The sequence below is a fragment of the uncultured Sulfitobacter sp. genome, from assembly GCF_947499945.1.
Classification (GTDB): Bacteria; Pseudomonadota; Alphaproteobacteria; order Rhodobacterales; family Rhodobacteraceae; genus Sulfitobacter.
Genome location: NZ_CANMQD010000004.1, coordinates 147,221 through 173,682, shown reverse-complemented (window position 1 = coordinate 173,682; position 26,462 = coordinate 147,221). Strand labels below are relative to the sequence as shown.

The 26,462-nt window shown below is 53.6% G+C and carries 16 protein-coding genes; 8 read left to right on the top strand and 8 right to left on the bottom strand.

What is annotated here, in order from left to right; genetic code table 11:
- Positions 1-3 precede the first annotated feature (3 nt).
- The 7 genes from Q0775_RS16295 to Q0775_RS16265 all read right to left on the bottom strand — a co-directional run bounded on the left by Q0775_RS16295 (position 4) and on the right by Q0775_RS16265 (position 9,144).
- Positions 4-1,377, bottom strand: a complete 1,374-nt coding sequence (locus Q0775_RS16295) for an aldehyde dehydrogenase family protein (protein WP_298863314.1) — start codon at positions 1,375-1,377, stop codon at positions 4-6.
- A gap of 4 nt (positions 1,378-1,381) precedes the next feature.
- Positions 1,382-2,746, bottom strand: coding sequence for a glutamine synthetase family protein (locus Q0775_RS16290; RefSeq protein ID WP_298863312.1), 1,365 nt, complete (start codon positions 2,744-2,746; stop codon positions 1,382-1,384).
- A gap of 104 nt (positions 2,747-2,850) precedes the next feature.
- Positions 2,851-3,846: an oligopeptide/dipeptide ABC transporter ATP-binding protein gene (locus Q0775_RS16285; protein ID WP_298863309.1), complete on the bottom strand. Its 996-nt coding sequence runs from the start codon at positions 3,844-3,846 to the stop codon at positions 2,851-2,853.
- Positions 3,843-4,844: an ABC transporter ATP-binding protein gene (locus Q0775_RS16280; protein WP_298863307.1), complete on the bottom strand. Its 1,002-nt coding sequence runs from the start codon at positions 4,842-4,844 to the stop codon at positions 3,843-3,845. Before Q0775_RS16280 ends, Q0775_RS16285 begins: the two co-directional genes overlap by 4 nt.
- Positions 4,841-5,983 (bottom strand): ABC transporter permease, encoded by a 1,143-nt coding sequence (locus tag Q0775_RS16275; RefSeq protein WP_298863284.1) that lies wholly within the window; start codon positions 5,981-5,983, stop codon positions 4,841-4,843. The genes Q0775_RS16280 and Q0775_RS16275 overlap by 4 nt, the downstream gene beginning before the upstream one ends.
- A 5-nt stretch (positions 5,984-5,988) precedes the next feature.
- Positions 5,989-6,993: an ABC transporter permease gene (locus tag Q0775_RS16270; RefSeq protein ID WP_298863281.1), complete on the bottom strand. Its 1,005-nt coding sequence runs from the start codon at positions 6,991-6,993 to the stop codon at positions 5,989-5,991.
- 111 nt (positions 6,994-7,104) lie between these two features.
- Complete coding sequence (locus Q0775_RS16265) at positions 7,105-9,144, bottom strand: ABC transporter substrate-binding protein (RefSeq protein WP_298863279.1); 2,040 nt, start codon at positions 9,142-9,144, stop codon at positions 7,105-7,107.
- A 387-nt stretch (positions 9,145-9,531) separates the two neighbouring features.
- Between Q0775_RS16265 and Q0775_RS16260 the strand changes: the two genes are divergently transcribed.
- From Q0775_RS16260 to Q0775_RS16250, 3 genes are read left to right on the top strand one after another with little or no spacing between them, the layout of a single operon-like run.
- Entirely contained in the window at positions 9,532-10,650 is a 1,119-nt protein-coding gene (locus Q0775_RS16260; RefSeq protein ID WP_298863276.1) for an FAD-binding oxidoreductase, read from the top strand.
- A 9-nt stretch (positions 10,651-10,659) separates the two neighbouring features.
- A complete protein-coding gene (locus Q0775_RS16255; protein WP_298863271.1) occupies positions 10,660-11,550 on the top strand; it encodes a MurR/RpiR family transcriptional regulator in 891 nt (296 codons plus the stop codon).
- Positions 11,551-11,607: 57 nt separating this feature from the next.
- On the top strand, positions 11,608-13,077 hold the full coding sequence (locus Q0775_RS16250) for a M81 family metallopeptidase (RefSeq protein WP_298863268.1): 1,470 nt from the start codon (positions 11,608-11,610) through the stop codon (positions 13,075-13,077).
- 18 nt (positions 13,078-13,095) lie between these two features.
- Here Q0775_RS16250 and Q0775_RS16245 read toward each other — a convergent pair whose 3' ends face one another.
- Positions 13,096-14,634, bottom strand: coding sequence for an alkaline phosphatase family protein (locus Q0775_RS16245; protein WP_298863265.1), 1,539 nt, complete (start codon positions 14,632-14,634; stop codon positions 13,096-13,098).
- A 193-nt stretch (positions 14,635-14,827) separates the two neighbouring features.
- Here Q0775_RS16245 and Q0775_RS16240 point away from each other — a divergent pair, with 193 nt between their 5' ends.
- The 5 genes from Q0775_RS16240 (at position 14,828) to Q0775_RS16220 (ending at position 25,400) form a co-directional block, all read left to right on the top strand.
- A complete protein-coding gene (locus Q0775_RS16240) occupies positions 14,828-15,628 on the top strand; it encodes a DeoR/GlpR family DNA-binding transcription regulator (RefSeq protein ID WP_298863262.1) in 801 nt (266 codons plus the stop codon).
- Complete coding sequence (locus Q0775_RS16235; protein WP_298863257.1) at positions 15,612-16,385, top strand: inositol monophosphatase family protein; 774 nt, start codon at positions 15,612-15,614, stop codon at positions 16,383-16,385. The genes Q0775_RS16240 and Q0775_RS16235 overlap by 17 nt, the downstream gene beginning before the upstream one ends.
- A gap of 3 nt (positions 16,386-16,388) precedes the next feature.
- Positions 16,389-18,074, top strand: coding sequence for a Na/Pi cotransporter family protein (locus tag Q0775_RS16230; RefSeq protein ID WP_298863254.1), 1,686 nt, complete (start codon positions 16,389-16,391; stop codon positions 18,072-18,074).
- Positions 18,075-18,199: 125 nt separating this feature from the next.
- Complete coding sequence (locus tag Q0775_RS16225) at positions 18,200-19,039, top strand: DMT family transporter (RefSeq protein WP_298863251.1); 840 nt, start codon at positions 18,200-18,202, stop codon at positions 19,037-19,039.
- A gap of 1,297 nt (positions 19,040-20,336) precedes the next feature.
- Entirely contained in the window at positions 20,337-25,400 is a 5,064-nt protein-coding gene (locus Q0775_RS16220) for a DUF4114 domain-containing protein (RefSeq protein ID WP_298863248.1), read from the top strand.
- The last annotated feature ends 1,062 nt before the right edge of the window (positions 25,401-26,462 follow it).

Genomic DNA, 26,462 nt, shown 5'->3' with positions numbered 1-26,462 from the left:
TTCTCAGGCCTTTTTCAGGTGGTATGATTTTGGACGCGTCAAGTTGTGGTAGCCAATAACAGACAACCCGCCGCCGCGCCCCGTGTCTTTGCATCCCGTCCAACACAAAGCTGGATCAAGATAATCCGCGCGGTTCATAAAGACTGTGCCCGTTTCAATCTGGTCCGCAATAGCCTCTGCACGGGCAGCATCACTGGTCCAGAGCGAGGCAGTCAGACCAAAACTACTATCGTTCATCAGGCTAATCGCTTCGGCATCGTCTTTGACAGACATAATCCCTACAACGGGGCCAAAGCTTTCGTCGCGCATCACGCGCATATCGTGAGTTACATCCGTAAGAATTTGCGGCATCAGATATGCGCCATTGTCCTCTGGGAAGTTGGCTGGATCAATATGGGCTGTGGCCCCTCCTGCGATGGCCTCGGCCGTTTGGGCCCGCACCTCATTGGCAAAGCGGACCTGCGCCATGGGTCCAAGCGTCGTATCGTGCTCCAGCGGATTGCCGAGCTTGTAGCCATTTACGCTTTCAACTGCCTTTTCGACAAAGGCGTCAAACAGGCTCTCATGTACGTAAATCCGCTCGATCCCGCAGCAGCATTGGCCAGAGTTGAACATTGCGCCGTCGATAAGCGTATCGACAGCAGCGTCGAGGTTTGCATCTTCCATTACATAGCCGGGATCTTTGCCCCCCAACTCAAGACCAAGTCCCGTGAACGTCCCACTTGCGGCCGCTTCAATTGCCTTGCCACCACTAACTGATCCTGTGAAATTCACATAGTTGAAAGCACGGCTTGCGATGAGGTCAGAAGTGGTTTGGTGATCAAGGAACACGTTGATAAAGACATCTTCTGGAATACCTACCGAATGAAAGGCCGCCGCCATCCGCTCCCCCACCAGAGGGGTCTGCGACGCGTGTTTTAGCATCACGGCATTGCCCGCAATCAGCGCGGGTGCCACCGTATTGATTGCGGTCATATAGGGATAATTCCACGGGGCCACGACCAAAACCAGACCGTGAGGGACGCGTTTGATCACGCGGCGAAACGCATCACTGTCCTCAATTACAATGGGCGCCAAAGCCTCTTGTGCGATATCAGCCATATATGTGGCGCGCTCGTTAAAGCCTCCGAATTCGCCACCGTACCGCACAGGTCGGCCCATTTGCCATGCGATCTCGGGCACGATATCATCGTTCATAGCACCAACAGCGGCCACGCCTGCCTGCACCAACGCGACACGCTCTGCCAGTGGGCGTTCGGCCCAATCCGCCTGTGCGGACCGCGCCCGCGCGACAGCCGCGTCCGCCTGCACGCGCGTCAGAGTTTGGCGCGCCGCATAAACATATCCGTCAATGGGTGAAATGCATTGGATGGTCATGGTCTCAAGCCCTCTCAAATCCGCGCGCTATTTCCCAATCGGTCACAGCGCGGTCAAACTCTTCTTGTTCCCATTCTGCAGCACGGGTGTAGTGATCAACAACATCATCTCCCAACGCACTGCGCAAAAATGAGGACTGGCGCAGCGTTTGTGTGGCCGCACGTAAGGTTTGCGGAATGTCCGCTGCTTTAGCATCCTCATAGACATCGCCCGTCGTCGCAGGGGCCAAGTCAAGTTTGTCCTCAATTCCCTTGATGCCCGCAGCCAGCATAACAGCTTGCGCCAAATAGGGATTGAGATCGGACCCGCCAATCCGGCATTCAACCCGAACACCCTTTGTCCCTGCCCCGCACAGACGAAACCCTGCAGTACGATTATCCACAGACCAAACCGTTTTGGTGGGTGCAAATGTACCTTTTGCGAACCGTTTGTAACTGTTCACATAGGGGGCCAGAAAAAACGTGTAGTCAGGCGCGTATTTGATAAGGCCTGCCATGTAGTGGCCCATGAGGCCAGACATACCATGCTGCCCCGCTTCGTCGAAGAACGAAGCCTCCTCACCTTGCCAAAGCGACTGGTGAACATGGCTTGACGATCCCACACGGTCCTTGTGCCACTTGGGCAAAAAGGTAGCAGCACGGCCATTCTGCCAAGCAATTTCCTTGATCGCATGCTTGGCAATCGAGTGGTAATCTGCACAATCCAAAGCGGGGGAGTAACGGATATTAAGCTCTTCCTGTCCGGCTTCCGCCTCCCCTTTCGAATTCTCAATAGGCACGCCTGCTGCAAACAAATGATTGCGGATGGGCCGCATAATGCCTTCTTCTTTGGTGGTTTGCAGGATGTTATAGTCTTCATTGTATCCACTGATCGGCTCAAGATTGCGAAAGCCCTCCTTGCGGATTTCGTCAAAGCTTTTTTCAAATAAAAAGAACTCAAGCTCTGTCGCCATTTTGGCGTCATATCCCAAGGTTTCCAGCCGCTTGATCTGCTTTTTCAGGATCGCACGCGGGGAATGGGGAACCGCCTCGTGGGTGTGGTGATCAAGGACATCGCACAACACCAAAGCAGTGCCTTCCAGCCAAGGAACCAGCCTGATTGTGCTCAGATCTGGTGCCATGACATAATCGCCATATCCTGACTGCCAACTGGTGGATGCGTAGCCTTCAGGTGTGGCCATCTCAAGATCGGTAGCCAGCAGGTAATTGCAGCAATGCGTTTCCTTGAAAGAAGTTTCGACAAAATTTACCGCATGGAACCGCTTGCCCATAAGGCGGCCCTGCATATCAACCAAGCAGGTCAGAACAGTATCAATGGTTCCGTCAGCGACGCGGGCCTTGAGATCGTCAAACGTCAATGTACCAGTCATATTCTATCCACTCATTCGCATATCGGGAAAGGCCGCTGTCGCTTGCCGCCAAAGGTCAGTTTCATCGTAACGATACCCGTCATCAACACGCAACCATCCCCTTCTCAGAGGGCAAGTTCCTTCCAGCGGTGGCACGCCACATTATGCTCATCCCCAGCACTTTCCAGAATTGGCTCATCCACACGACACCGATCAATCGCATTGGGACACCGCGTCTGGAACTTGCACCCCGGCGGCGGGTTCAGCGGCGAAGGGATTTCACCCTCCAATTTCTGCGCTTTGCCACGGTCGTCAGGATCAAGCGACGGGATCGCCGAAAGGAGCGCTTTTGTGTAAGGATGACGCGGCGCTGAAAACAACGTGCGCGTCGGGGCTGTCTCAACAAGGCGGCCCAGATACATCACTGCAACATGGTCACAGACATGCGCTACAACGCTTAGGTCATGACTGATAAACAGGAATGTCAGTCCCATTTCCTGCTGGATCGCCTTGAGCAGGTTAAGCACGTCGGCCTGAATGGACACGTCCAAAGCAGCGACACTCTCGTCCGCGACGATAAATTTTGGGCCCGATACAAGCGCGCGTGCAATCGAGATGCGCTGCCGCTGCCCGCCAGAGAACGCATGTGGGAAGCGGCGTAAATGCTCCACGTTCAAGCGGCATTTGGCAGCAATCTCGCGCACACGCTCGTCAGTCTCCGCACGTGACTTGGTAAGACCCATCACTTCGAGCGGCTCTGCAATAATGTCGCGCACTGTCATGCGCGGGCTGAGGGCTGCATAGGGGTCTTGAAAAATAAGCTGTGCCCGTTTGCGGTAATCTTTGAGCTCTTTTTTCCCAAGGTTCTTGAGCGAATACTCAACTTCGCCGTCATCGAACAGCACGTCCCCTTTGGTGATGGGAGCCGCGCGCAACATGGCGCGGCCCAGTGTCGTCTTGCCCGAACCGGATTCGCCCACGAGGCCGAAAAAACTGCCCGCCGCAATTTCGATAGTGACGTTTTCAACCGCAGCTACATACGGCTTCGGCCCAATCAACCCGCCGCGCAATGGGTAATGAACCGAAAGGTGCTGTGCTGTGATCAGTGGTTTTTGTGTCATTCGAAACCACCTGCGGGATCATACAGATGACACGCCGCTGCGTGCCCCGTCTCCACCTCGAAAAAGGCAGGCACCTTGGCCGAGCATTGAGGTCCAACAACTTCTTGGCAGCGTGTATTGTAGACGCATCCCGGTGGCCGTTCCAACGGGGACGGAATATCACCGGGGATGGGCGTGAGAGGTGCATCAATATCGTCCAATGTCGGTAGCGCCGCGAGCAATCCACGGGTGTAGGGGTGTGCTGGTCTGCGGATGACATCGCGCACAGTTCCCTGTTCCACCAGACGCCCCAGATACATGACAGCAACTTTATCGGCAGTCTGGGCAATCACACCCAGATCGTGGGTGATGAAAATAATCCCCATCCCGAATTCCGAAACGAGATCCTTCATCAGATCAATTACCTGCGCCTGAATGGTTACATCCAGTGCTGTTGTAGGCTCATCCGCGATCAACAGTTTGGGTTTAGTCGAGAGCGCCATCGCAATCATCGCACGCTGTCGCATACCCCCAGACAACTCGAACGCATATTGCCCGAACCGCGTGCTAGGGTCCGATATGCCAACACGGTCCAGCATTTCGATAGACACCTCTTTGGCCTGCGGTTTGGAAAAACTGGTGTGGATCAACAACTGCTCGACCATCTGGTCCCCGATCGAGATCGCAGGTGCAAAGCTGGCCATCGGTTCTTGAAAAATGAGCGAGATCGCACCACCCCGCACGATCTTCATCTCACGGTCGTTCTGCAGCGCCATGACATCCACAGGTCCGTCATCGAGGTGCAACGTAATTTTTGTATCCGGCCCGTACACTGCATTGCCCGGATTGAGTTTCATCAGGGACTTCGCGGTCACTGACTTACCCGACCCGCTCTCGCCCACCAGTCCCATCACCTCCCCCGCCTCAAGGCTGAACGAGACATCATCAACGGCTGTGATACGCCCCTCGTCCGTGTCAAATTGCAAGGTCAGGTTTTCAACGTCGATCAGGCGGCTCATTTCTTGGTATCTCCATAAGGATCGGCGGCATCGCGCAATCCGTCGCCAACAAACACAAACGCCATGACCAGCACGATGAAGAAAATCACCGGTATGAAATACCATTGATAATTGAGCAAAACATCCGCGCTGGTCACGTTCTGCAACATAACCCCCAGCGAGTTGACCGGATCCTTGAGGCCAAGACCGATAAAGCTCAGCGCCGTCTCTGACAGCACCATATACGGGAACGAGATCACAAGATCGACGATGATGTAGCTGGTGAAACTGGGCAGCAGATGCTTGCGAATAACATGGCCTGAAGAAGCGCCGCACAGCTGAGCCGCCAAAACATATTCCTGATTACGCTCGGTCAGCAGGTGCGTTCGGACCCGTCGCGCCAGTGTTGGCCACCCGATGAACCCCAGTATGATTGATATGAAGAAAAACCTCTCTTCCGCGCTCCATGTTGCCGGGATGAAAGCCGCCAAAGCCATGAACAGCGGGATTGCGGGAATGGTGCGCACCGCGTCCGTTACCATCTGGATAAAGCTGTCCACCCAGCCCCCATAGAACCCTGATATTCCGCCTATTATCAACGCAAGGACAAAGGCGATAAAGACACCAATGGTGCCGACCGCCAGCGACGTGTTGATGGCGTGGAAGGTCCGCGAGAAGATGTCCTTGCCCGTTGAATCGGTGCCGAACAAGTGGATATATCCATCCTCGATGCCGAACAGATGGGTGTCAAACGGGATGCCGAAATACTTGTACTCCGACCCTTCCACAAAGAATTGGACGTATTGACGCTTGTCCGTGTTGACGGTGGTTACCCATCTGAAATTGGTCTTGGCGGAGCGTTCACGCTCTAACGCGTAGATGAATGGGCGTAGCGAGCAGCCATTGTCATCGCAAAACTGCGGAACAGTGGGCGCGCCGTTCAAATAGTCTTTGTCACGCCCTGCAATTGTTGGGTCATAAGGCGTCAGAAACGGCGCAAAGATGCCCGAGAGGATCAAGATGACCAGCACCCAAGCCCCGACCATCGCCGCTTTTTGCTTTTTGAAACGCGTCCAGATCAACTGCCCTTGAGAGGCGGTGAAATACGCGTCCTTGGCAGTCTGATTCACCGCAGCATCATAGATATTCTTCTCAGCCATATCTGTTATCCCAATATGCTACGACGAATGCGCGGATCGACCAAAGCCAGCACAATATCGGTGATAAAGTTGATCGCCACGATACTGCCCGTCAGGAAGAAGATAATCGCCCCTGCGAGTTGCTGGTCGTTCGACCGTGCGAGCGCTTCGATCAGCAGTGAGCCTGCTTCGGTGAGGGTCAGGATCAGCGCCACAATAGGCAGCTCGTTAAAAATCCGGTTCAAATCAAAGCCGAGCGAATTGATGATTGGGCTAAGCGCATGGCGCGCAGGATAGCGCATCAACAACTTGCGCCCCGACACACCGCGCGCGGCGGCGGCAGTCACATAGAGCTTGCTGATCTCATCAGACATCAGCGCCCGCACTGTCTGGATCGCAAACGCAGTCGCAGACCAACCAAGGATGAAGACGGGCAACCAAACGTGGCTCAGGAAGTCTTTTATCCTGCCCCAATCCCACGGCGCATCGCGGTACTCTGGTGAGAAAAGCCCCGTGAGACTGTTTCCGAACATAACGGTCGAGAACAGCATGATCATAAGCGCCAACAAGAAGTTCGGCAGAGCAAGCCCCAAATAGCTCACCAGCCGAAGGCTATTGTTGAGGAACGGGTTGCGCGATGTGGCTGCGATGATGCCAACCGGAATGGCGATGGAATAAGCCACCAGCAACGAGCCCAGACAAATACCGATGCTGAGCCAGACCTTCTGACCAAGTAGTTGATTAATGTTGAGGCGTAGAATGCAGCTGTCACCGAACTCACCTTGGAAAGCGCCAGAAATCCATTTGACCCAGCGCTCAAAGAAGGGGCGGTCAAGGCCCAGCCGAACGCGCTCGGCCTCGATATCAGCAATGGAAATCTGTGCGCCTTGGCTGTTCTTGAAGGCAAGGTAGCGCTCGGCGCAATCGCCTGGCACCAATTCCATCAGGGAGAAAACAATAAAGGAAACAAGGCACAGCGTGAAAAAGGCAAGAGCGGCGCGGATCGTCGCAAACCGAAGAAACTGGATCATGTGCCTATGCGCCCTGTAACAACTTGCGACCCGTTTGGATTCGCTCTTGGGTCTTGCGTTGCGGGCCAGTCATACGGCCCGCAACGTGTTCGCGTTCAAAAAGAAGCAAGCTTACTCGTCAAGAAACCACTGCGACGGACGGTAAGGGTACGTCCGGTAGTAAGCATAGGACGCCGTTTTGAACGGCGGCACATTCTTGAGATCTGCATTGCGGTAGATCGGCTTTTGCTCCTTAACCGTACCGATGAACAGCAAGTTACTGGTCATGTTCTCAACCAGTTTCAGGCCCGCAGCGTCAGATTCTGGCGTGCCGACTTGGGCTGCTTGAAACGCTTTCACATCCTCCATCATCTCTTTGGCATAAGCAGGCGGCTCAACACCGGAGGCGCCATCGCTATCAACCCATTCGCCCCATAGCATTGCGGTGCGCATGTTGAAGTAGTTGTCATAGGGTGGAATGAAGATTTCACCATTCCCTAAAACAACAGCCAGTGGAACGCTTTTCTCCCAAAGGGTTACATCCAACTGGTTTGAGGATTGTGACGAACGATACTCGTCCGATGTGACCTCTTTGACCGTGTTGTTGATGCCCACATCGCGCCAGCTTTGCCCGACTAATTCAACGATTTTGATCGAGATACCTTGCGTGGCAACCTGAAGGTTCAGGATAAGCGGCTCACCATTTGGCAATTCGCGCATGCCGTCACCGTCCTTGTCGACAACACCAATCTCGTCCAGCAGCGCTTTTGCCATCTCTGGATCATGCTGGGCAAAATGCTGCTCCCATTCTGCAGGTACAAAGTCAGGAGTTGGTGAGAAGCCGACATATTGCTGAGGCGTTCCCAGTCCGAACATGGCAACTTCGTTGATCTCGTCGCGGTTCATAGCAACTGACATCGCTTGACGGAATTTCAGATCCCCAAACACCTTACGCTTTTCAAGGTCAGCAGAAGTGACGTTGAACGCAAACGTTGGCATCGTGATGTCAGGCTTGAGATCAACAACGAAATTACCTTTTTCCTGATTTTCCATCAGCAGCGGGACATAATCGATCTGCAGGGCTTGCGCCTTATAATCGACCTCGCCATTGACCAATTTCAGCAGGCGCACTTCGCTTTCGCCAACAAAAATCTCGTCCATCTCGTTTATATAGGGAAGCTGATGACCCGCTGTATCCACCTTGTAGAAGTAGGGGTTCGCAACAAACTGGCGCCCCTCGGTGGTCTCGGAGATGACAATATGGCTCTCAAGCGTCGGTGCGGCATCGAGCGGCAGGTCTGCAACCTTGTCAGGATGGGCCAGCATCGGCGTCGGCGTATCCATCCAGTCAGAGCTGCCGTAGTATGCCTTTACAAGCGCATAGCCGTTCTCGAAACCCAACGATTGGGCAAGTGTATCCGCATCAGGATTGATCGCAGGATGGTACTGGCCTAGAAAATGCTTGGGCTGAAAGCCTTGGGCATAATGGTTTGCAAAGTGGGCAAGGAACCCCGGCTTGGGGGACGGCATATTAAACCGGACAGTATGCTCATCGATGACATCAACGGTCATCGCCTCGCCGCCCGCAAGAACATAGTCTTTAGGGCTTTCGATCACATTGGGATCAAGGGCAAGGTTTTCGTACCAGAATTCTACGTCCGCAGCACCAAAGGGCTGACCATCAGACCATTTGTGACCCTCGCGCAGCACAAACGTCAGCTGTGTGAAATCATCGTTCCACGACCAGCTTTTGGCGACGTTCGGCACGATTGTTGTCAGGTCATCCGCATAGCGCACAAGGTTCACATGACGCACAGACATGAAGTCCGATGTCCCTGCTTCGGTCGCATTCGACAGGGCGTTGAACACACCACCATAGCTGCCGATCATATCATAGGGCGCTACAACCAGCGGCTCGGATGGGAGGCGGTCTGCCAGCGCAGGCATTTCAGGATTGCCACGGATGCGCCCGTTCAATGCTGCGATGTCTGGGTTCTCGGACATCTCGAGCTTACAATCGCCAAGGGTTTGGAATTCCGATAGCTCGTATTGCTGCGGGAAAGCACCCGCATCAATGCCCATGGCGTCCGATACGGTCACGGCGGGACAGGCCGCCATTGCCGTACCAGCAATCGCCGTTAGCGCCGCACTGGATAAAAGTATCTTCTTCATAAAATCGTTCCTTGTTGGTTGGTCACCGTGTCTCGGCGAAATCTTTTATTGGGCTGAGTGCCATTGCTTGAATTTACGACCGTGGTTAAAGGGCTGGGGTTGAAGGGCTGGAGTCGGCAAGAGATCCCAAACGAACTGACCAAATGTACCTCGGTCGGCGTTCGCGTGACCTCTAAAAAGCTCGGTTTGTGATGCAGCCTCCACCGCCCAAACAGGGCGTTTTTGAAAAAGCTTTGTCATTAAAATTACCCCGCAGATGGGGAAAGTAAGTAATATAACTTTCAACATGTCAATCAAAACTGTTTTTCTTGCATTTCACCACGGAAGGGAGCCTTGTATCCACTCCACTCCGATCTCAGCTTCTGAATCCTGACAAAGGCATCAATAATGATCTATGATTTTCTGGTGATCGGCGGTGGAATGGCGGGTGCATCGGCAGCTTACGAACTGGCGCAGCATGGTCACGTGATATTGTTAGAAGCGGAAAGTACGACAGGATATCACGCGACCGGAAGGTCAGCGGCCTTGTTCACCCGCAACTACGGTGGCCCTGTTGTCAGACAAATCAATGCTGCCAGTGCGGAGTTTTTCAGATCTCCGCCGAAAGGATTCTGCGAGACGCCTTTGCTGACGCCGCGCGGTTGCCTCACCGTATCATTCGGGGATCACGACGCCCAGCTTGACGCCTTGCTAGCATTATCTGAGCAGGGTGAGGAAATCCGCCCGATTACTCCGAATGATGCCTGCGCTATGGTCCCATTCTTGCAAAAAGACCGTGTCAAACGCGCCGTGTTTGAGGAAAATGTGACCGACATTGATGTGGCGACCCTACACTTGTCCTATCTAAAAGGGGCCAAGGCGCGCGGTGCTAAAATTATAACGGCCCATCCAGTCACGACAATGTCGCATGATGGAGATATTTGGAGCGTTCAAGCGGCCAACACCCCCTTTTCTGCAAAGAGGGTTATAAACGCCGCTGGCGCTTGGGCGGACCGTATTGGCGCGATGGCGGGCGCAGCCCCGATCGGCCTCATCCCGAAACGGCGCACCGCAATCATCATCAACGGGCCTGAAGGACTGGACTGCACCACTCTGCCCGCAATCGATTTCGCAGGGAGTGACGCCTACATAAAACCTGAAGCGGGCAAGCTGATGGCCTCTCCGGGTGATGCGACCCCCTCTGAGCCGATGGATGCATGGCCCGACGATATGGACATCGCAGTGCTAGCCGATTGGATCCAGCGCAACACTACAATAGAAGTGAGCCGGATTGAGCACAGCTGGGCTGGACTGCGCAGTTTTGTCCCCGATGAAGCGCCCGTTGTGGGGGACGATGCTGATGTGCCCAACTTCTTTTGGCTCGCGGCACAGGGCGGCTACGGGATCATGATGGCGCCAATTTTGGCCCAGTTGACTGCCGAACTTTGCTCTGAGACAGAGGGGCCATACCGCAATTTATTTGCAAAAGCTCTCTCGCCAAAGCGGCTTGTAGATCTGCCTGAATGAGAGGGATTGATGACACAAACTTTACGTGAGCGATTGACCGATGCAGTGTCATCCTCTTCAAAAGCAGACCGTGCGTTGGCGACGTATATGCTGGCAGAATTCGCAAGCCTTCCGTTTGAAAACGCCGCAAGCTTGGCCGCAAAGGTGGGGGTGAGTGAACCCACCGTGGGTCGTTTTTGCCGCGCCATTGGCTATGATGGGTTCAAAGATCTGAAAAAGAATCTGCGCAGCGACATGGGGGATCAACCTTGGCTGATCGGTGATCGTTTGCGAGATCTACAGCAAAGAACAAAAGCCGGAGAAGACCAACTCACCCGCGGTCTCGAGCTGGAAATGGCAGCACTTGTGACGGTCTATGAGGCTGCCCTTACGCCTGAATGGGACCGCGTCGTGAACCGTCTGGCACAAGCAAAAAAAATCTTTGTCGTAGGCTTCCAGACGGAGCGTGGCATCGCACAAATCTTCGCCAACCAGTTACAGTACATCAGGGACAGCGTGCATTTGCTTGATCTCGCGGCTGGCAACTTTGCAGAGATGCTGGTGGCAGAAGACAGCGATGCGACTTTGGTCATCTTCGAGGCCCGCAGATACTCCCGCAACGCCCTTGTTCTTGCGCAGGAGGCAAAGGCCGCAGGTATCCCTGTTACGCTTATCACCGACCCTTACTGCGATTGGGGTCACAAGATTGCAGATGAGGTATTTGTTGTGCCTACGGCATTTAACCTGTTCTGGGATTCTACGGCACAGATGGCCAGTCTGGCCAACCTAATGGTTAACGGTGTATTTATGGAGCTTGGCCCACAAGTAGAAGCGCGCATGAACAAAGTGGCGCGCCTCTACGGAACGTTTACAGGCCACGTCGACACAGCATCACGCACAAAAGCAACCGACAAACCGTGATGCATACCAGGTTAACAGCAGGCCTATTTGTCTCCAAGCTTTCATCCGGCAAACGCCATGAGTTTTAAAGTCTTGAGCGCTGAAATTGTACACGAAACCAACACTTTCAACATCTATCCTACAACACTTCAGAGTTTCAGGGACCGCTACCTTCTCGAAGGGGATCACGCGATTGATGAACGAGGAGATAAAGACACGGAGCTGGCTGGAATGCTGGATGTCGGTCGGACCTATGGCTGGGACGTCACCCATACCATCAGCGCCGCCGCAGGTCCGGGCGGAGTTGTCACCCGTGATGCATTCGACACGCTGACCGCTCCCTTGTTTTCAGCAGCCAGCGGAACTTGGGATGGTATATTCCTGATGCTCCATGGTGCGATGGTTGCCGATTTTTGCGAGGATGGTGAAGGGGAGCTCCTGCGCCGCTTGCGGGCTATTACGGGTCTGGACGTGCCCATTGCAGTCACGCTTGACCCCCACGCCAACGTGAGTGTGGCGATGTGCGCCAACGCGCAAATTCTGGTTTCCTTCACGACCTATCCGCACGTAGATATTCGCGCCACAGGACAGCGCGCGGCCGAGCTTTTGCACCGCACTATGTTAGGGGACATATCCCCCGTAACACTGCGTGCGCATCGGCCCATGCTGGAAGAAGCCAATGGCGGCCGCACCGATCAGGGTCCGATGATAAAGCGACACGCCCTCGCCCGCGCATTCGAGGCCCGCAAAGGTGTCTATGCGATCAGCGTCAACGGCGCGTTTCCAAATGCAGACATCTGGGAGGTTGGCCCTACTGTCTTAGTCACGTGCGACGGCAATGCAGCAGCGCACCAAAGCATCGCGGAGACCATTGCAGACGACATTTGGAACCACCGCCATGACGTTCTGAACACCTACCTAAGCTGTACCGAGGCTGCCGCGGTGGCAAAGGCATGGAACGGGGACGCGGGTCCGTTGGTCATTGCTGATTACGCCGATAATCCAGGGGCCGGTGCATATGGCGACGCTACAAACCTGCTGGCAGCATTGCTAGAGGCAGGCGTAAATAATGCTTGTTTTGGCCCTTTGATTGACCCTGTCGCGGCACATTTCCTAAGCTGTCATGAGATCGGCGCACAAGTCACGCTGGAGATTGGCGGTGCCACAGCACCCCTGATTGGTGGCGGCCCCTTGCCCGTCACAGGCACGCTAAAGTGGACAGGTGATGGCCGCGTTGTGGGCAGCGGCCCGATGATGACCGGATTGACGCGTGACTTTGGTCCAACTGCTGTACTGGAGGTAGAGGACATCGACATCTTGATTGTCAGCATCCCGCACCAAATGCTCGACCTTAAACAATTTGAAACCTTCGGCATTCATCCCGCGCGAAAATCCGTTATAGCCTTGAAATCAATGCAACATTTTCGCGCTGCTTTTGCGCCAATCGCAGGGCGTATCATTGTGTGCGACAGCGGAGCGCTGTGTACGCTCGACTACGCATCGCTAGGGTACAAGAGTGTGCCCCGCCCTACCTTTCCACTGGAATAACGAGGCAGGTATTACACCTTACACATTACGCCGCATCTTCTGGCGTGGCCCCTCTTTTGTAATCGTGTCCAAGGACAATGTGTGGTCCATGTTCTTCATGCGATGCCTTAGCATCAAGCGGGTAAGCCTGTTTAAATCGTTGAGAAAATCTGGTTTATCCGCCACGTTCACCGCTTCTCCCTGACCTTCGTGATCATACAGGATCGGGGGTAAATCAGCCGCAAATTCCACAAGTGTAAACCGCGCATCACGCAAAATCGCGAGTGAGGAATTGCTGGGTCCGGTGCCGAGTGCTTTCTCCCATAGGGTCGGCGCCTCAGGTTCTGCAAAATCAAATTCGGAGAAGGAGTAAGTTCGCCAATCATCAGGCACCTCCCCGCGCAGCAGCGGTAAAAGCGATCTGCCATCCATCGAGTTAGGAATTTCCTGCCCGACCCAATCCAGAATTGTCGGCGTAATATCGATGGTCTCCACTGGCTCGCTCACCACGGCCCCTGCCCGCGCCGCATTGCCCGGTTGGCGGATAATGAGCGGCGTATGATATGCCGCATCATGGACCGTAAATTTGCCCCAGCTGTGCCGATCCCCCAGCATCTCACCATGATCTGACGTCACGACTATCAGCGTATCGTCGTATTGACCTGTTCGTTTCAGGAACGCGATTACCCGTCCGACATGCTGATCAACTTCGGTGATGAGGCCAAAATAAAGCACGCGTAGCGCCTGTACATTCTCGTCGGTAGGCTCCAAATCGGGAAACCCCACAACATTTCCAGCAGGCGTTTTGCTCGCCAGCGTGGGTCCAAAAAACGGATGATTTTCAATTTCATCAGATGGCGTAGCGTGACGTGTCGGCAGTGGAATCTGAGCAGGATCATACATGCTATTGAATGGCGCAGGCACAACCAAGGGCGGATGTGGACGAATATACGTTACATGCGCGAACCAGTCGGTTTCTCTATACGCTGGCATCGTCGACAGGAAACGGTCGGTCAGAAACGCGGTGTCACTATCCTCAGCGCGGTAGAGAGCTGGATCGTTGATTTTTGGCGCGTCACCCGTAGGGGATACCGGCACATAGACACTTGCGAAGGTCTCGAAATCATAGCCCTGATTTATTAAATGCGAGCGCCAAGGATAAGACATCTCATACCGCATTTCGACAACTTCCTTAAAGCCGGTCATGTGGTACTCATAGTCCCGCAACGCAGGATCATTGGCATGATACGCACGGGGGTCCTGTGAGGTGTCCGTATAACCGAACAGCATCGGCACATAGCCCGCTTTGCGCATCTCAATCGCGATATTCGGCACATCGTGGCGCAAAGGCGTGCCATTTCGAACAGAGCGGTGGTTCATCGAGTATTGCCCCGTCAAAAGAGACGCACGCGAAGGACCGCAGGGGTTTGTCACCGAAAAATGCCGATGAAAGGTCACCGCATCCGCCATCAACGCGCGCAAATTGGGCAGTTCCAGATGCTCAGCCAGTTCACCAAAAACACAATCGGCCCGAAGCTGGTCCATCACAATAAAGAGGACGTTCTTGGAGCTGTCCATCAGCGAATCCTTTTTGGGGCGTGTCTGGGTCGTGATCTCAAATAACGCTCAATACGGCGGGCCTGAACAGGGTGAATCTTCCAAGAGGGGTCACTATTTTATGGGTAAATGAGTAATTATTCGTAAACACTCCTATATACTCCATCAGTTATGTGGGAGTTTGAGGAAAATATTGAGTTTTAACACCTCCATCATGAGCAAAGACACTAAACACTCACACCGCGAACTTGAACTTCTTGATGCATTACATCGGTTGGGCGGATCAGCACGCAGTAGCGAGGTGGCCAAAACACTGGATGTCTCCGAAGAAACCGTGCGGCGCACTATAAAGGCGCTGTCGAAGACGGGCGTACTGGAACGCATGTACGGTGGTGCGCATTTGACTGGCCCCCGTGACGCTCCAGGCTTCATGCGCCGGATTGCCAAACATTCCTCACAAAAACGCGACATTGCCTTGTCTGTCGCAGATCATGTCCACGACGGTATGACGCTATTCTTGGATGTCGGCTCAACAACCGCATTTGTCGCACAACGTTTGCGGGATCGGTTCCGCCTGACAATCGTGACAAATTCGATCGGCGTTGCGCAGGCTCTGGCCAATCACAATGGAAACCATGTGCATCTGCTCGGCGGCGAGATGCAAGCTGACGAACGCGGCACCTTCGGTTTTGTAACAGAGCAGCAGTGCCGAAGGTATGCGTATGATTTGGCAATTCTGAGTACGGATGCATTGTCAGCAACACACGGTTTTTTGAATTTGAACGCCTCCGAGGCGAACCTCGCTTCTGTTGTCGCCAGCGCCTCGTCACAGGTTTTGGTGGCGCTAGATCACCACAAATTCGATCAGAGCGCCCCCCATTGCTGCCTGCTCCCACGCGCAGTGAATATGATCGTCACAGACCAATTACCACGCGCAAATCTAGCAAAAGCCATTGATGCTTGGGGTATTCAAATCCACCTCGCAGCCGGAGACGATCATGCTGTCAAAAACTAATTACGCCGCACATGCGGAGAAAATAGCACAATTTGCAGCCAAGGCCGCAATGGGATATTTCCGTGGCCCTCTCGGAACCGTGTTCAAGCAAGACACCAGCCCCGTGACAGAAGCCGACGAGGGCGTGGAAACACTTGTGCGCGCCTACCTGAGCACGCATTTTCCTGACCACGGCATCTTCGGTGAGGAGCACGGAATTCAGGGTGCGGACAAACAACGCATGTGGATCATCGACCCTATTGATGGCACGCGCTCGTTTCTGTCGGGTCATCCGCTATTCGGTTTTTTGCTTGCGCATCTGAACGAGGGCACGCCCGAAATTGGTGTCATTGGAATGCCCGCACTGGGTGAGGTGTTCCTTGGCGTCAAAGGCAAAGGCTCCACCCTGAACGGTACATCCATTAGATGCTCGGATCAGACGTGTTTAGGCGAAGCAATCTTATATATAAACGAGGGTGAAAAGATCTACGCCGATCATCCAGCGGTTTTTGACCGTCTCACAGGGTCCGGTCAAACCCGCCGATTTTCATATGATTGCTACCCCCACGCGCTACTCGCCGCCGGCCATGTCGATGCTGTCGTGGACTATGACCTTCAGCCCTATGATTATCTGCCACTCTCGGTCGTGATCGAAGAAGCGGGCGGCATTATTACCGACTGGGAGGGAAAGGCGCTGAGCCTAAATTCCGATGGTCGCGTTTTGTCAGCAGCAACGGCACAAATACATGACCAACTGCTCACACTGGTCGGGCAATAGACTGTGGTAATCCTGAGCTTTCTCGTGAGTGTCGCAGGGGCCACGATGTTGTTGCTGTTTGCGGTGCGCCTTGTGCGCACAGGTATCGAGCGCAGCTATGGCGCATCCTTTAAGCGGGTTATGACAGGGCAGCGCAGTGTGGCGGGTGCAAGTGCCGTGGGGATGGTTCTTGCACTTGTCTTGCAAAGTTCTGCTGCCGTAGCCTTATTGACTGCAGGTTTTGCAACAAGTGGTGCGCTGGGATTTGGCACTGGACTGGCAATAGTCCTGGGGGGCGATCTGGGCTCTGCGTTGATTATTTTGGTTCTTTCCGCTGATCTTGACTGGCTTGTGCCCGTGTTGCTGGCAGTCGGTGGATGGCTGTTTGTGAAAACCGAAACGAAAAAGCTTCGGCAGGCCGGGCGCATCTTGATGGGTGTCGCCCTCATCCTCATCTCGCTCCAGTTTCTGCGCGACGCGATGGCTCCAATTCGCGAAAGCACCTTCTTGCCCGTGATCTCGGAATACCTTGCACGTGATTACATCACTGCCTTTCTGGTTGGCTGCGCTTTGGCATTCTTGATGCACAGCTCGGTTGCAGCGATTTTGATGTGTGTAACTTTGGTTCAGGTTGGCGCGCTCCCTTTCGCTGCGGGCTTGTCACTGGTTTTCGGGGCCAATCTGGGGAGTGCGTTTATACCGGTCTGGTTGACCCGTGGCATGGCCCTGCCTGCACGCCGGATAGTATTTTCCAACCTTGTGATGCGCGGGATTTGGGCAATCATCGCCCTATTTGCCACCAATCTGCTCTTGGATACGAATGTGCTATCAGCAGAGCATAGCGGTCAATCACTGGTCATCGCACACATCGCATTCAATGCGTCGATGGTTCTGCTGGCTCTGCCATTTTGCAATTGGCTCCAAATCCCGGTTGAGCGTTATTGGCCAGACGAGACAAGCGCATCAGAGCCCCCAGTTCCGTCAAGGCCACCCACAGCACTTGACCCGTCCAATATCGGCACCCCCACGCAAGCCCTATCCTCTCTCAAGCGGGAATTACTGCGCATGACCGAACTGGTCGAAGCGATGTTCCATCCTGTCATGACCCTTTACCAGTCTGGCGAAAAGGGCGCGATCAGGTCTGTGCAAGACCTTGATCAGGAAGTGAACGATTGCCTCGCCCACATCCGTGGCTTTGTGGCGGGTATCCCAAGTGATTTGATGGACAAAGAGTGCCGCAACATGGCCCGTGAGATGCTCGAATATGCCGTCCGCTTAGAGACCGCTGGCGATGTTGTCGCCGCACGTCTGATGGTATTGGCCGGAAACCTTAACAAAGCAGATGCGACGTTTTCCGATGAAGGCTGGCTAGAGCTACAGCAAATGCACGAAACCATTCTGGCCAACATAAAACTGGCATCGAACGTTCTGATCTCTGATGATCTTGAGAGTGCCCGCATGCTGAACATGGAAAAGACCGAGATCAAACACGCCGAGCGTAGAAGCCGCAAAAGGCATTTCAAACGCCTACAATCGGGTATGGCAGAAAGCCTCGCAAGCAGTGATATTCATCTCGAAACCTTGCGGGCGTTTCGCGATTTCAACAGCAACATCGCTGCGGTCGCAACGCCAATCCTCTATGCAAATGGCCAATTGTTGGAAACACGGCTGATTGAAGAAATGTCTTCGTCAAAAAAGACGCCGTCATGATAAGTTCAAAAGTCACAAGAAGTATACCACCTCAGCTTCATCTAGATGGCGTCACCGCCTGCCCCACTGAGTTGTTAGCCGATCGCTATGGCATTCATCCTCCTAGCGGAAACTAGAGGACCACCATGTCCCTACCAATCATTGCAATTATTTTAACGGCGGCCCTCCTCCACGCTGTTTGGAATGCTATCGTTAAGACAGCCATAGATCGAACAACAACCCTTGGCTTGGTCGCGCTTGGTCATGTCTTGCCAGGTACGTTGATGGTGGTCATCCTGCCGTTGCCCACCGCCGAAAGTTTCATCTACATTGCGCTGTCGACCCTTGTTCACTTCGGCTATTTCTATCTTCTGGGACGGGCTTATCAACATGGAGATCTGAGCGTCGTCTATCCAATTGCCCGTGGGATCGTGCCGGTGCTCGTTTCCCTCTGGGCATTGCTGTTACTTGGCGAAGTGCTCCCCTTTGCCGTTTGGTGCGGTATCGCCCTGATCATCACAGGCATTCTATTTAGCAGTTGGAAGGTGTTGAGGTCAGGCGTTGGAAGTTCGGCATTGGTACTGGCACTGGCGACAGGGTTTTGCATCTCAATCTACTCTTTAGTTGATGGCGTTGGCGTTCGCGTGTCGGGCAATACCCTCAGCTATTGGGCATGGGGAGCTTTCTTGCACCTCTTCATCGCAAGCTTTGCAGGCTGGCGCAGACGTCAGACACTGCTCCACTTGCCAGCGCGGGTTTGGGCATTGGGCATTGCAGGTGGGATGGTTTCGATGACAGCTTACGGTCTTGTTCTATACGCAAAGAATTTCGCACCCCTTGGGGCAGTTTCGGCATTGCGCGAAACCTCTGTCATATTTGCAACCTTAATCGGCTATTTCGTCCTGAAGGAGGGGAACTGGAAACGCCGGTTTGGCGCCGCAATCTTGATGGCTTTCGGGATTGCCGTTATCGGCATGAACGCCTGATCGATGCTCTAATTAACCCACCAGTTAAGAAATTTCCGATCCTCAGAGACAACCTCAGAAGCGATGAAAACTTACAAAAAAATTAGATAGTGGGTCATGAATTCCCAACGCTTCACAAGCTTTAATTACGAGGTCGCTCCTCGTTGCCCGCTCCAAATATTCCATCAAGGCATTGATATTAAAAGCACACTAATACCATTTTTAGACCCACCTAACGACCTACCCCACCAAATTAAAGTTTTGATTTGTTACGCTTTAATTTCAGTAAGGCTTGATTGAGCACCCCCACTTTGCAACTCTTAGCTGGTCGAAGCGCGTTCGAAAATCATAAATATCATCAAATCTATAGTTAACTTATTTGCCTTTTTGCCTTCATTATCGGTTGCAGATACAATGTCAGAAGCAAAGCCAGCATTTGCTTCATTGGAACCGAAAAGCGTAGAACTCGAAACTGACGGTACCCTAAGAGTAGTGCTTCCTCGAAGACGAATTGCCGACACGAATTATTGTGCAACTATTCAAGCAGATTTTTGCTTGTATGTAGCTTTTGGCAAGAACATGCCCGATTTTACTTTGGGCTTCATACTTAATCAGTCTGAAGCTCAAGGTTGGTTATTCGAAGCTGGGACCGCATTATGTAAAGAAATAAACGGAGCTCCAGCAAAGAGGGCACAAATCCTAATCGGTTGTCAAATTAGCATATATGCGGATACAGCAAGCGGCCTATAAACAGTCCTTCCAATCTACCAAATCCAGCGCCGGATCGACGCCCGCCTGTTTTGCCTGTGCCAATGCTTTGACAAGCGCCGTGTTTGGCCTTGCTCTCCCGTCCGCATCATAGGCTTGAAGAGGTCGCATCACGATCGCTCCAAATGGCTCAAACCTAACTCATTGCTGTCACACGTCACACATGCGGCATGTCAAACAGATCAGGGACGAAGTATGGCCATGCCTGTGGCCAGTCTGTCGCCTAGCCCTTCTCAAAAGAAGCATCGACCAGCAAAGCAAATCTTATGACATATGTGGCGTCGCAGCCAGCTTTCCGAGCGCAATGTGACCAGATGGACTCAAAGGAGAATCGGTGAGCGTTCCGCGAGTAACCACTTGCCGCGACAGCGCCATGCATCGAGATTTTAGGTAAAGAGTGTAGGTTTTGATTGAGGCAAAAATTCGGCTTTTAAATCAAACGTGTAAAAGATTTTCTAAAAATAATGTATTCAACTTCTTGAATTCACGTTAACGTGAAGATGGATTTGCGCCGCGTGGCCGTTCCGGCCGCTCCTTGGAGGGGGATACTATGCGAGATTTCAAAAGCGACTATTCAACAACTCAAACCGATGTTCTAGATGGTGCAATCCGCACCGCTTCGCAGTTTTTCAAAGACAATCTGATCGCGCGATATGACGCGGTTGCCGCACTTTTCGGCGCCAACGATTCACTGACCGCCCTATTGGACGATTGGCGCGCTAGTGGCGCTGATTTTTCGAATGTCGAGATCGTATCTGCCATCGAAATGGGATCTGCCGATGCGGCCTATGCCGAGGAGATCGACACGATCTTCGTCTCGGACGCCCTTCTGGATGGCTCTTCTTCTTCCGCGCGGTTGGTAGATGTGCTGCTCGAAGAACTGGGCCACCGGATTGATGCCCGCGTAAACGCCGTGGACAGCAGAGGCGACGAAGGCGAGGCATTTGTCGCGCTGATGCGTGGCGAAATTGATATCACTGAATATACGGCACAGGATGATTTTGCCCTTTTGCAACTCGATGAGTTCGGTGCAGTTGCCGTTGAGCAGACCGTCACCATCAGCGACAGCGGCGGCTTCGAAGGCTCGTCCGAAACGATCACGTTAGAGACGTTGAACGGCGGCGAGATCACCTATAGTTATACCCACTACACGATCCCTGACCGGTTCATCATTCGCTATGAGGGCAAGAACCTCTTCGACACCGGCTTTACCGGCGGCTCAAGAAGCGGCACCATTGAACTGCCAGCAGGCAGTTCGGACACGCTGAATGTGATTGTGGCCACCGACGATGCTGGCACGGCGTGGAACTATTCCGTCACGGTCGAACCCAGCGACTGCGAAGATGTCATGCCATGGGTCATCACCTCGCTAGGCGACGACTTCGAGCATAACGATACCAACGATCTTTGCGAAAACACCGGCGGCATCACCATCGGGAGGAGTGACGGCGCAGGCGTTCTGATCCGCGCCGAGGGCGGAAAGGCGACCTATAACCAAGACACACTGACAGTCACCGGCGCGACTGTTTTTGCGGGCATCGGTAATGAAGCGCGCAGCCTCTACAATGGTGATTTCACCATGAATCTGAATACTGGCAAGGCGACGGTCAAGGAAACCTCGACCGGTACCTACAAGATGGCCAGCCTTGACGTGGAGTTCAAATCCATGTCTCTGCTCAGCGACGTCGTCGGTTTTGACATCGAGTATAAGATGCCCGACGAGTTGACTGCCCTGCCAATTACCACCACCGACTTTCTGGACTCAGCTTTGCGTTTCAGCTCTAATGGCGCGTATCCGATAGCCGGATTCAAAATCAACCCTCCGGGTAACCAGCAATTTGACCTTCTGGGGTTGGTTGATGTCAGCGCCAGCAGCACATCATTGGAGTACCGTGCGCAGGATGACGCGATCCGGTTCCAGTCAAAGGTCAAGTTCGAGAACACCGCTTGGCTCAAGGATTACGCCAAGTCGCTTGAGGTCGATCTTGCGGGAACCGCAGCCAAACCCAATTACATCGAAGTAAACAGCGACGGCGATTTTACTGCAGTGGGCAGCGCAAAGGCGGCGCTTGGCATCGGTCCGATCGCTGGCTTTTCGCTTAGCGAAATGGAAGTCACATTTGATACGACATCGCGGGAGATTGGCGGTTCTGTCACGATCGGAACGCCATTCGGCAATTCCTTTGGCAAGAAGCTTAACCCTGACGAAGGCGGCGCATCGGCCAAGATCAGCGTGGAATTTGTTACTGATCCTTTTGAACTCGACAAGGTCGGCATCGACGTCAGCGGCCTGAACCGTCCTATCCCAGCCTATCCGCTGTTATTCTGGAACTCCATTGGCGGTTCAGTGGATAATTTTGCACCGTCCCAGACAAAACCGCTTACACTGGCAGGCTCAGTCGGTATCACCCTCGGGCCTGAACTTGGCGGCGTTAGCCTTGCCAAATCGACTGGTACGATTACAGCCAACAAGGAGATGATCGAAGGCAAGCTGGTCACTGATTTCCTCCCTGTAAAAGGGTCGATATTGGGTAAAGACTTTGGCCCTGTCAGCCTGATGAACAACGATTCCACGGCAACACTCGACTGGTCCAAAGGCTTCATGCAGTTCGTAGGTACCACCAAGGTGCTAGACGGCTTCTTTACCTCCTCGGCCACGCTAAAGGCCGACAGTTCTTTCAACTTCTCCGCCATCGGCAACACCGCCGTGGCGATCCCGGATTTCGTACCTTGGACGGGCGGTACCAAACTCGGTTCGGCTAACAGTGCGATCATCTTTGTCAATGACGGCGCCAACAACAACGACTTCGTCGCCGGCTGGGGCTCCAAGACGATCAGTACACCATGGAAAGCCTATGACATTACGCTTGGCCTGCGGGTCAATTTCGACGGGACTGCGAATGTCATTGGCGGCGACAATATCCCGAAAACATCGTCCTGGTTCATCACTGGCGGGCGCGAATACGTCATGCTCAATGCGCTGTGGGAAAATGCCGATCCGGATGCACGTGTCTTTGTTGTCAAACCGGATGGCACCGTTATTCAAGAAGCGGATTTCGCTGCCAACCGGATTATGGTTGTCGAAGACTTCTCCAGCCCGACAGAGCGTGTCGTGATCATCGACGCGCCAGAGGAAGGAACATGGGATCTTGAAGTCGTCGATCCAACTGGTCTGGGCGAAGTCACATACGCCGCAAGCGGTGAAACGGAATCGCCTACTTTTGTCTTTGGTCCGACAGCCGTGATCCAAACCGACGGCGACGTTGAATACAGCTTTACTCTGGACACGCCCGCTTCTGCGGTCAGCATCAGCTTTTTCTATGATGACGACCTTACCGAACTTGACGGCGTCTTCGCAGGCAATCTGGCAGCAGGTGCAGGCACCGGTACTTTCGTCTGGGATCCAACAGGCGTCGTACCGGATGACTACTTCGTCTATGCAGTTGTAGATGACGGCGTGAACCCGATCACCATTGCCGAAACCGCATTCAGCGTGAACGTTGGCTCTGAGGCTGATATCTCAATTTCTATTGAGGCCGACGTCGAAGAGGCCAAGGCAGGTGACACAATCCGTTATACTGTCACAGCGACAAACAACTCTGCCACGGATATTGCCAAAGCAATCACCGCATTGATCAATCTGGCAGATCTTGCGCCGTTGGAAACATCGTCGATTGCCGCCTCTACTACTGATCTGGCAGACCACGCTTTTGATCTGGGTGACATTGCGGCGGGCGCGACGACCAGCTTTACCATAGACGTTGAGGTGGACGCGGCGGCGGTTGCAGCAGACCAGTTAGCAGCAGATGCCTATGTCCTGTCCGGCACTTATGACTCTGAAAGCGGCAATGACTCGGCAGTATCGGGTGTTCTGGTTGTAGAAGAGCAAACGGTTGATGAGGTCAGCCTTCAGGTCACATCGAGCATCGCCAGCCTTACTGATCTCACTGCGGGCGAAGATTTCAGCTACTCCGTTGTGATCAAGAACGTCGGCACCACAGCGGCCACAAACATCACGCTTGAAGAAGTCATAAGCAATACCGATGGTATCACCTTCGACAAACCTGCGACCTTTAATGGCACAAGCTACGATCTGGATCTCGGCGATCTCGCTGCGGATGAGCAGGTAACCGTGGTCGTGAGCGGCACCGCAATTGCTGCAGGCACGATCCGCACCACATCCACTGTTCGTTCAGACGGGTTCGATATTGTGCTGAGCGACAACCAGACAGTAGATGCCGCCCCTGTGGCAGGTGCACTACCAGAGGAGGCCGATCTGTCGGTTACAGCAAGCGTCGAGGCAGGTTCTGCCGATGCCAACCGCTTGTTGAAAATCGACATCAACAATGCCGGGCCTGGCGTTGCATCGGATGTGGAAGTCAAAGTGACGCTGCCTACAGGAATGACTGTTGCATCCCAACAGGCAATTCAGGGCACCTATGACACCACCACCGGCATCTGGACCTTGGGCAACCTGCGCGACAACCTGACGCGTACGCTTAATCTGACTGTCGAGGGAACAGGATCGGGCGATGTCACGGCAGAACTCGTGCGGGTGAACGAGACCGATCCAGACAGTACGCCGGGTGATGGCGAAGGCGATGACTTTGTGACCTTGCCTCTGGCACTCGGCCCCCCTGTCAATATCAATGGAACCCCCGATCACGACAGCCTTCAAGGTGGCAATGGTGACGAGGAAATAGACGGGATGGGCGGCAATGACACCATCGCGGGTGGCGGCGGAAATGACACCATCACCGGCGGCGAAGGCCGCGATGTGTTCATCGATACTCCTGCCAACCACTTTGGAAACACAATGGTTGATCTGAGCGAACAGGATGCGCTGATTTTCCGGCAGGTGTCACTGACCCGCAGTGATTTCACACTTGAGCGTAGCCCCGCGCGCCTGAGCGTGGATATTGATGGCGATGACAATGCCGACGGGACGGTCACATTCACCAATGACCTGCGCGGCGGTGATTTCATGGCCGCCAAGGCGGGTGCTGCAACGCGGGTGACATTTGAAACCTTCCTGCCCGACCTGGGCGAAGGCAAATCAGTGAGTTCAGACGCGATCAACGGCGTCTCCAATCAGCTGTTTCTGACAGGTGATGGCGTCACTGATTTCAAGCTCACTACCGATGCACGCAGCACCGCCGCCATCCACAATGCGCTTGGTGTTTATGAAGTCGATACAACCGGTGACATCGTTGATGTGCGGATTCTTGTCGAGGACATGATCAGTGATGACGGTACGCCTCTCGACATCACCGACGTGGAAGCCGGCAACAAATTGGGCTTCTTTATTGCCCAAGGCAAAACCGCACAGATCGGAGACTTGCTGGATGAAACGGATACGTTCCGTTTTGTCAGTGATATGGGAGCTGCGGCAAATATTGCCGATGGCAGCGATATTTCCCTCGAAGTAAATGGTTCGGTGATCGATGTTACTACGTATCATAGCCTGCGAGCTGACCTGAACTCTGATGGGGTCCAACATGCCCTGTCAGGTGTGTCAGTCGGTGGCGAAGCCCTAAACATCGGCTTTGAAGATCTGATGGGCGGCGGCGACATGGATTATCAGGACGTCTTGTTCCAGATTTCAATCCTGTAAGAACGCCCGATTGATGACCGCAAGGCAATGTATCCCAAAAGAGCAGGGCCGAGACAGCAAAGCTGCCTCGGCCCTCTCACGGAAAGAAACTTCGCCATCCTTGTTCATAGAATTGCTTCGCCGACTTCTCTCATTCACACCGACAGTCTGCGGATCAGGTTTCGCTATACTTGGTTGATATTCTGATATGTCCCACACTTACCGCGCTGCTCTGACGGTTTGGTTTCTTAACGAAAAGCGGGGCCCTCATCGTGTCACATTTGCACCGCCACTTTCGGCGGGCGCTGTCGTTCGTGAGCCTCGGTCGCGTTTTACCAGCTTTCCCGCCGTGTAGAGATGGTAGAGCCTTTTGCGCTTTACCGCCCTGCCCTTGCGTCCAGCAAAGGGATAGCGTGGTGCGGCCGAAGAGACAGGCCCCCAACACCCTCATTCGAATGACGTGCACTACCCTCAGGACGTCACTGATCAACTCAATCATGTCGGTGGACAACATTCCAGCTGTTCAAGATCCGGCTCTGGGAGGGGATTTTAATGCAGTTCTAAAACGGATCTTGAGGGTGGACCTGCCAACGCCATACTTCCTTGATCAATTCCCAAGGCGCTCAGTATGATCTTCCAAGCTTCTCGAACATCGGCGAAATCTTGAAGTAAGCCAATCCCAGGCCTTAAAATCAGCCCTTTCGGCGAAAAAAAATCAGAGAACACATTCTTTCAAATGTGCGTCTACAGCGATTCCTAAACCCATTAGTTTTTCCATTGTTTCCAAAAAGCGAACATTGGCTCGGCCATATGTCACTCAAACCTGCGATGAACGATCCCTTTCGGCTGAACTTATCCAGCTTTGATACCGGCAACTCTGCCCCCGTTTTACGAGCCAGCTCTCGCCTGTTGCAAACGTCAACGTTGGTGTGAGTATTACGATGCGGCGCATGTAATGCTGAGGCGGTGGAAATCAGGATACAAAGCTCAGCGCACCCGGAGCGAAGTGTCAGACTGCTTAAGTGCAGAGCACACTGTCATGTCGACCGTTGTCCGTCTCAGCACCGCGACCCCACGCCATAG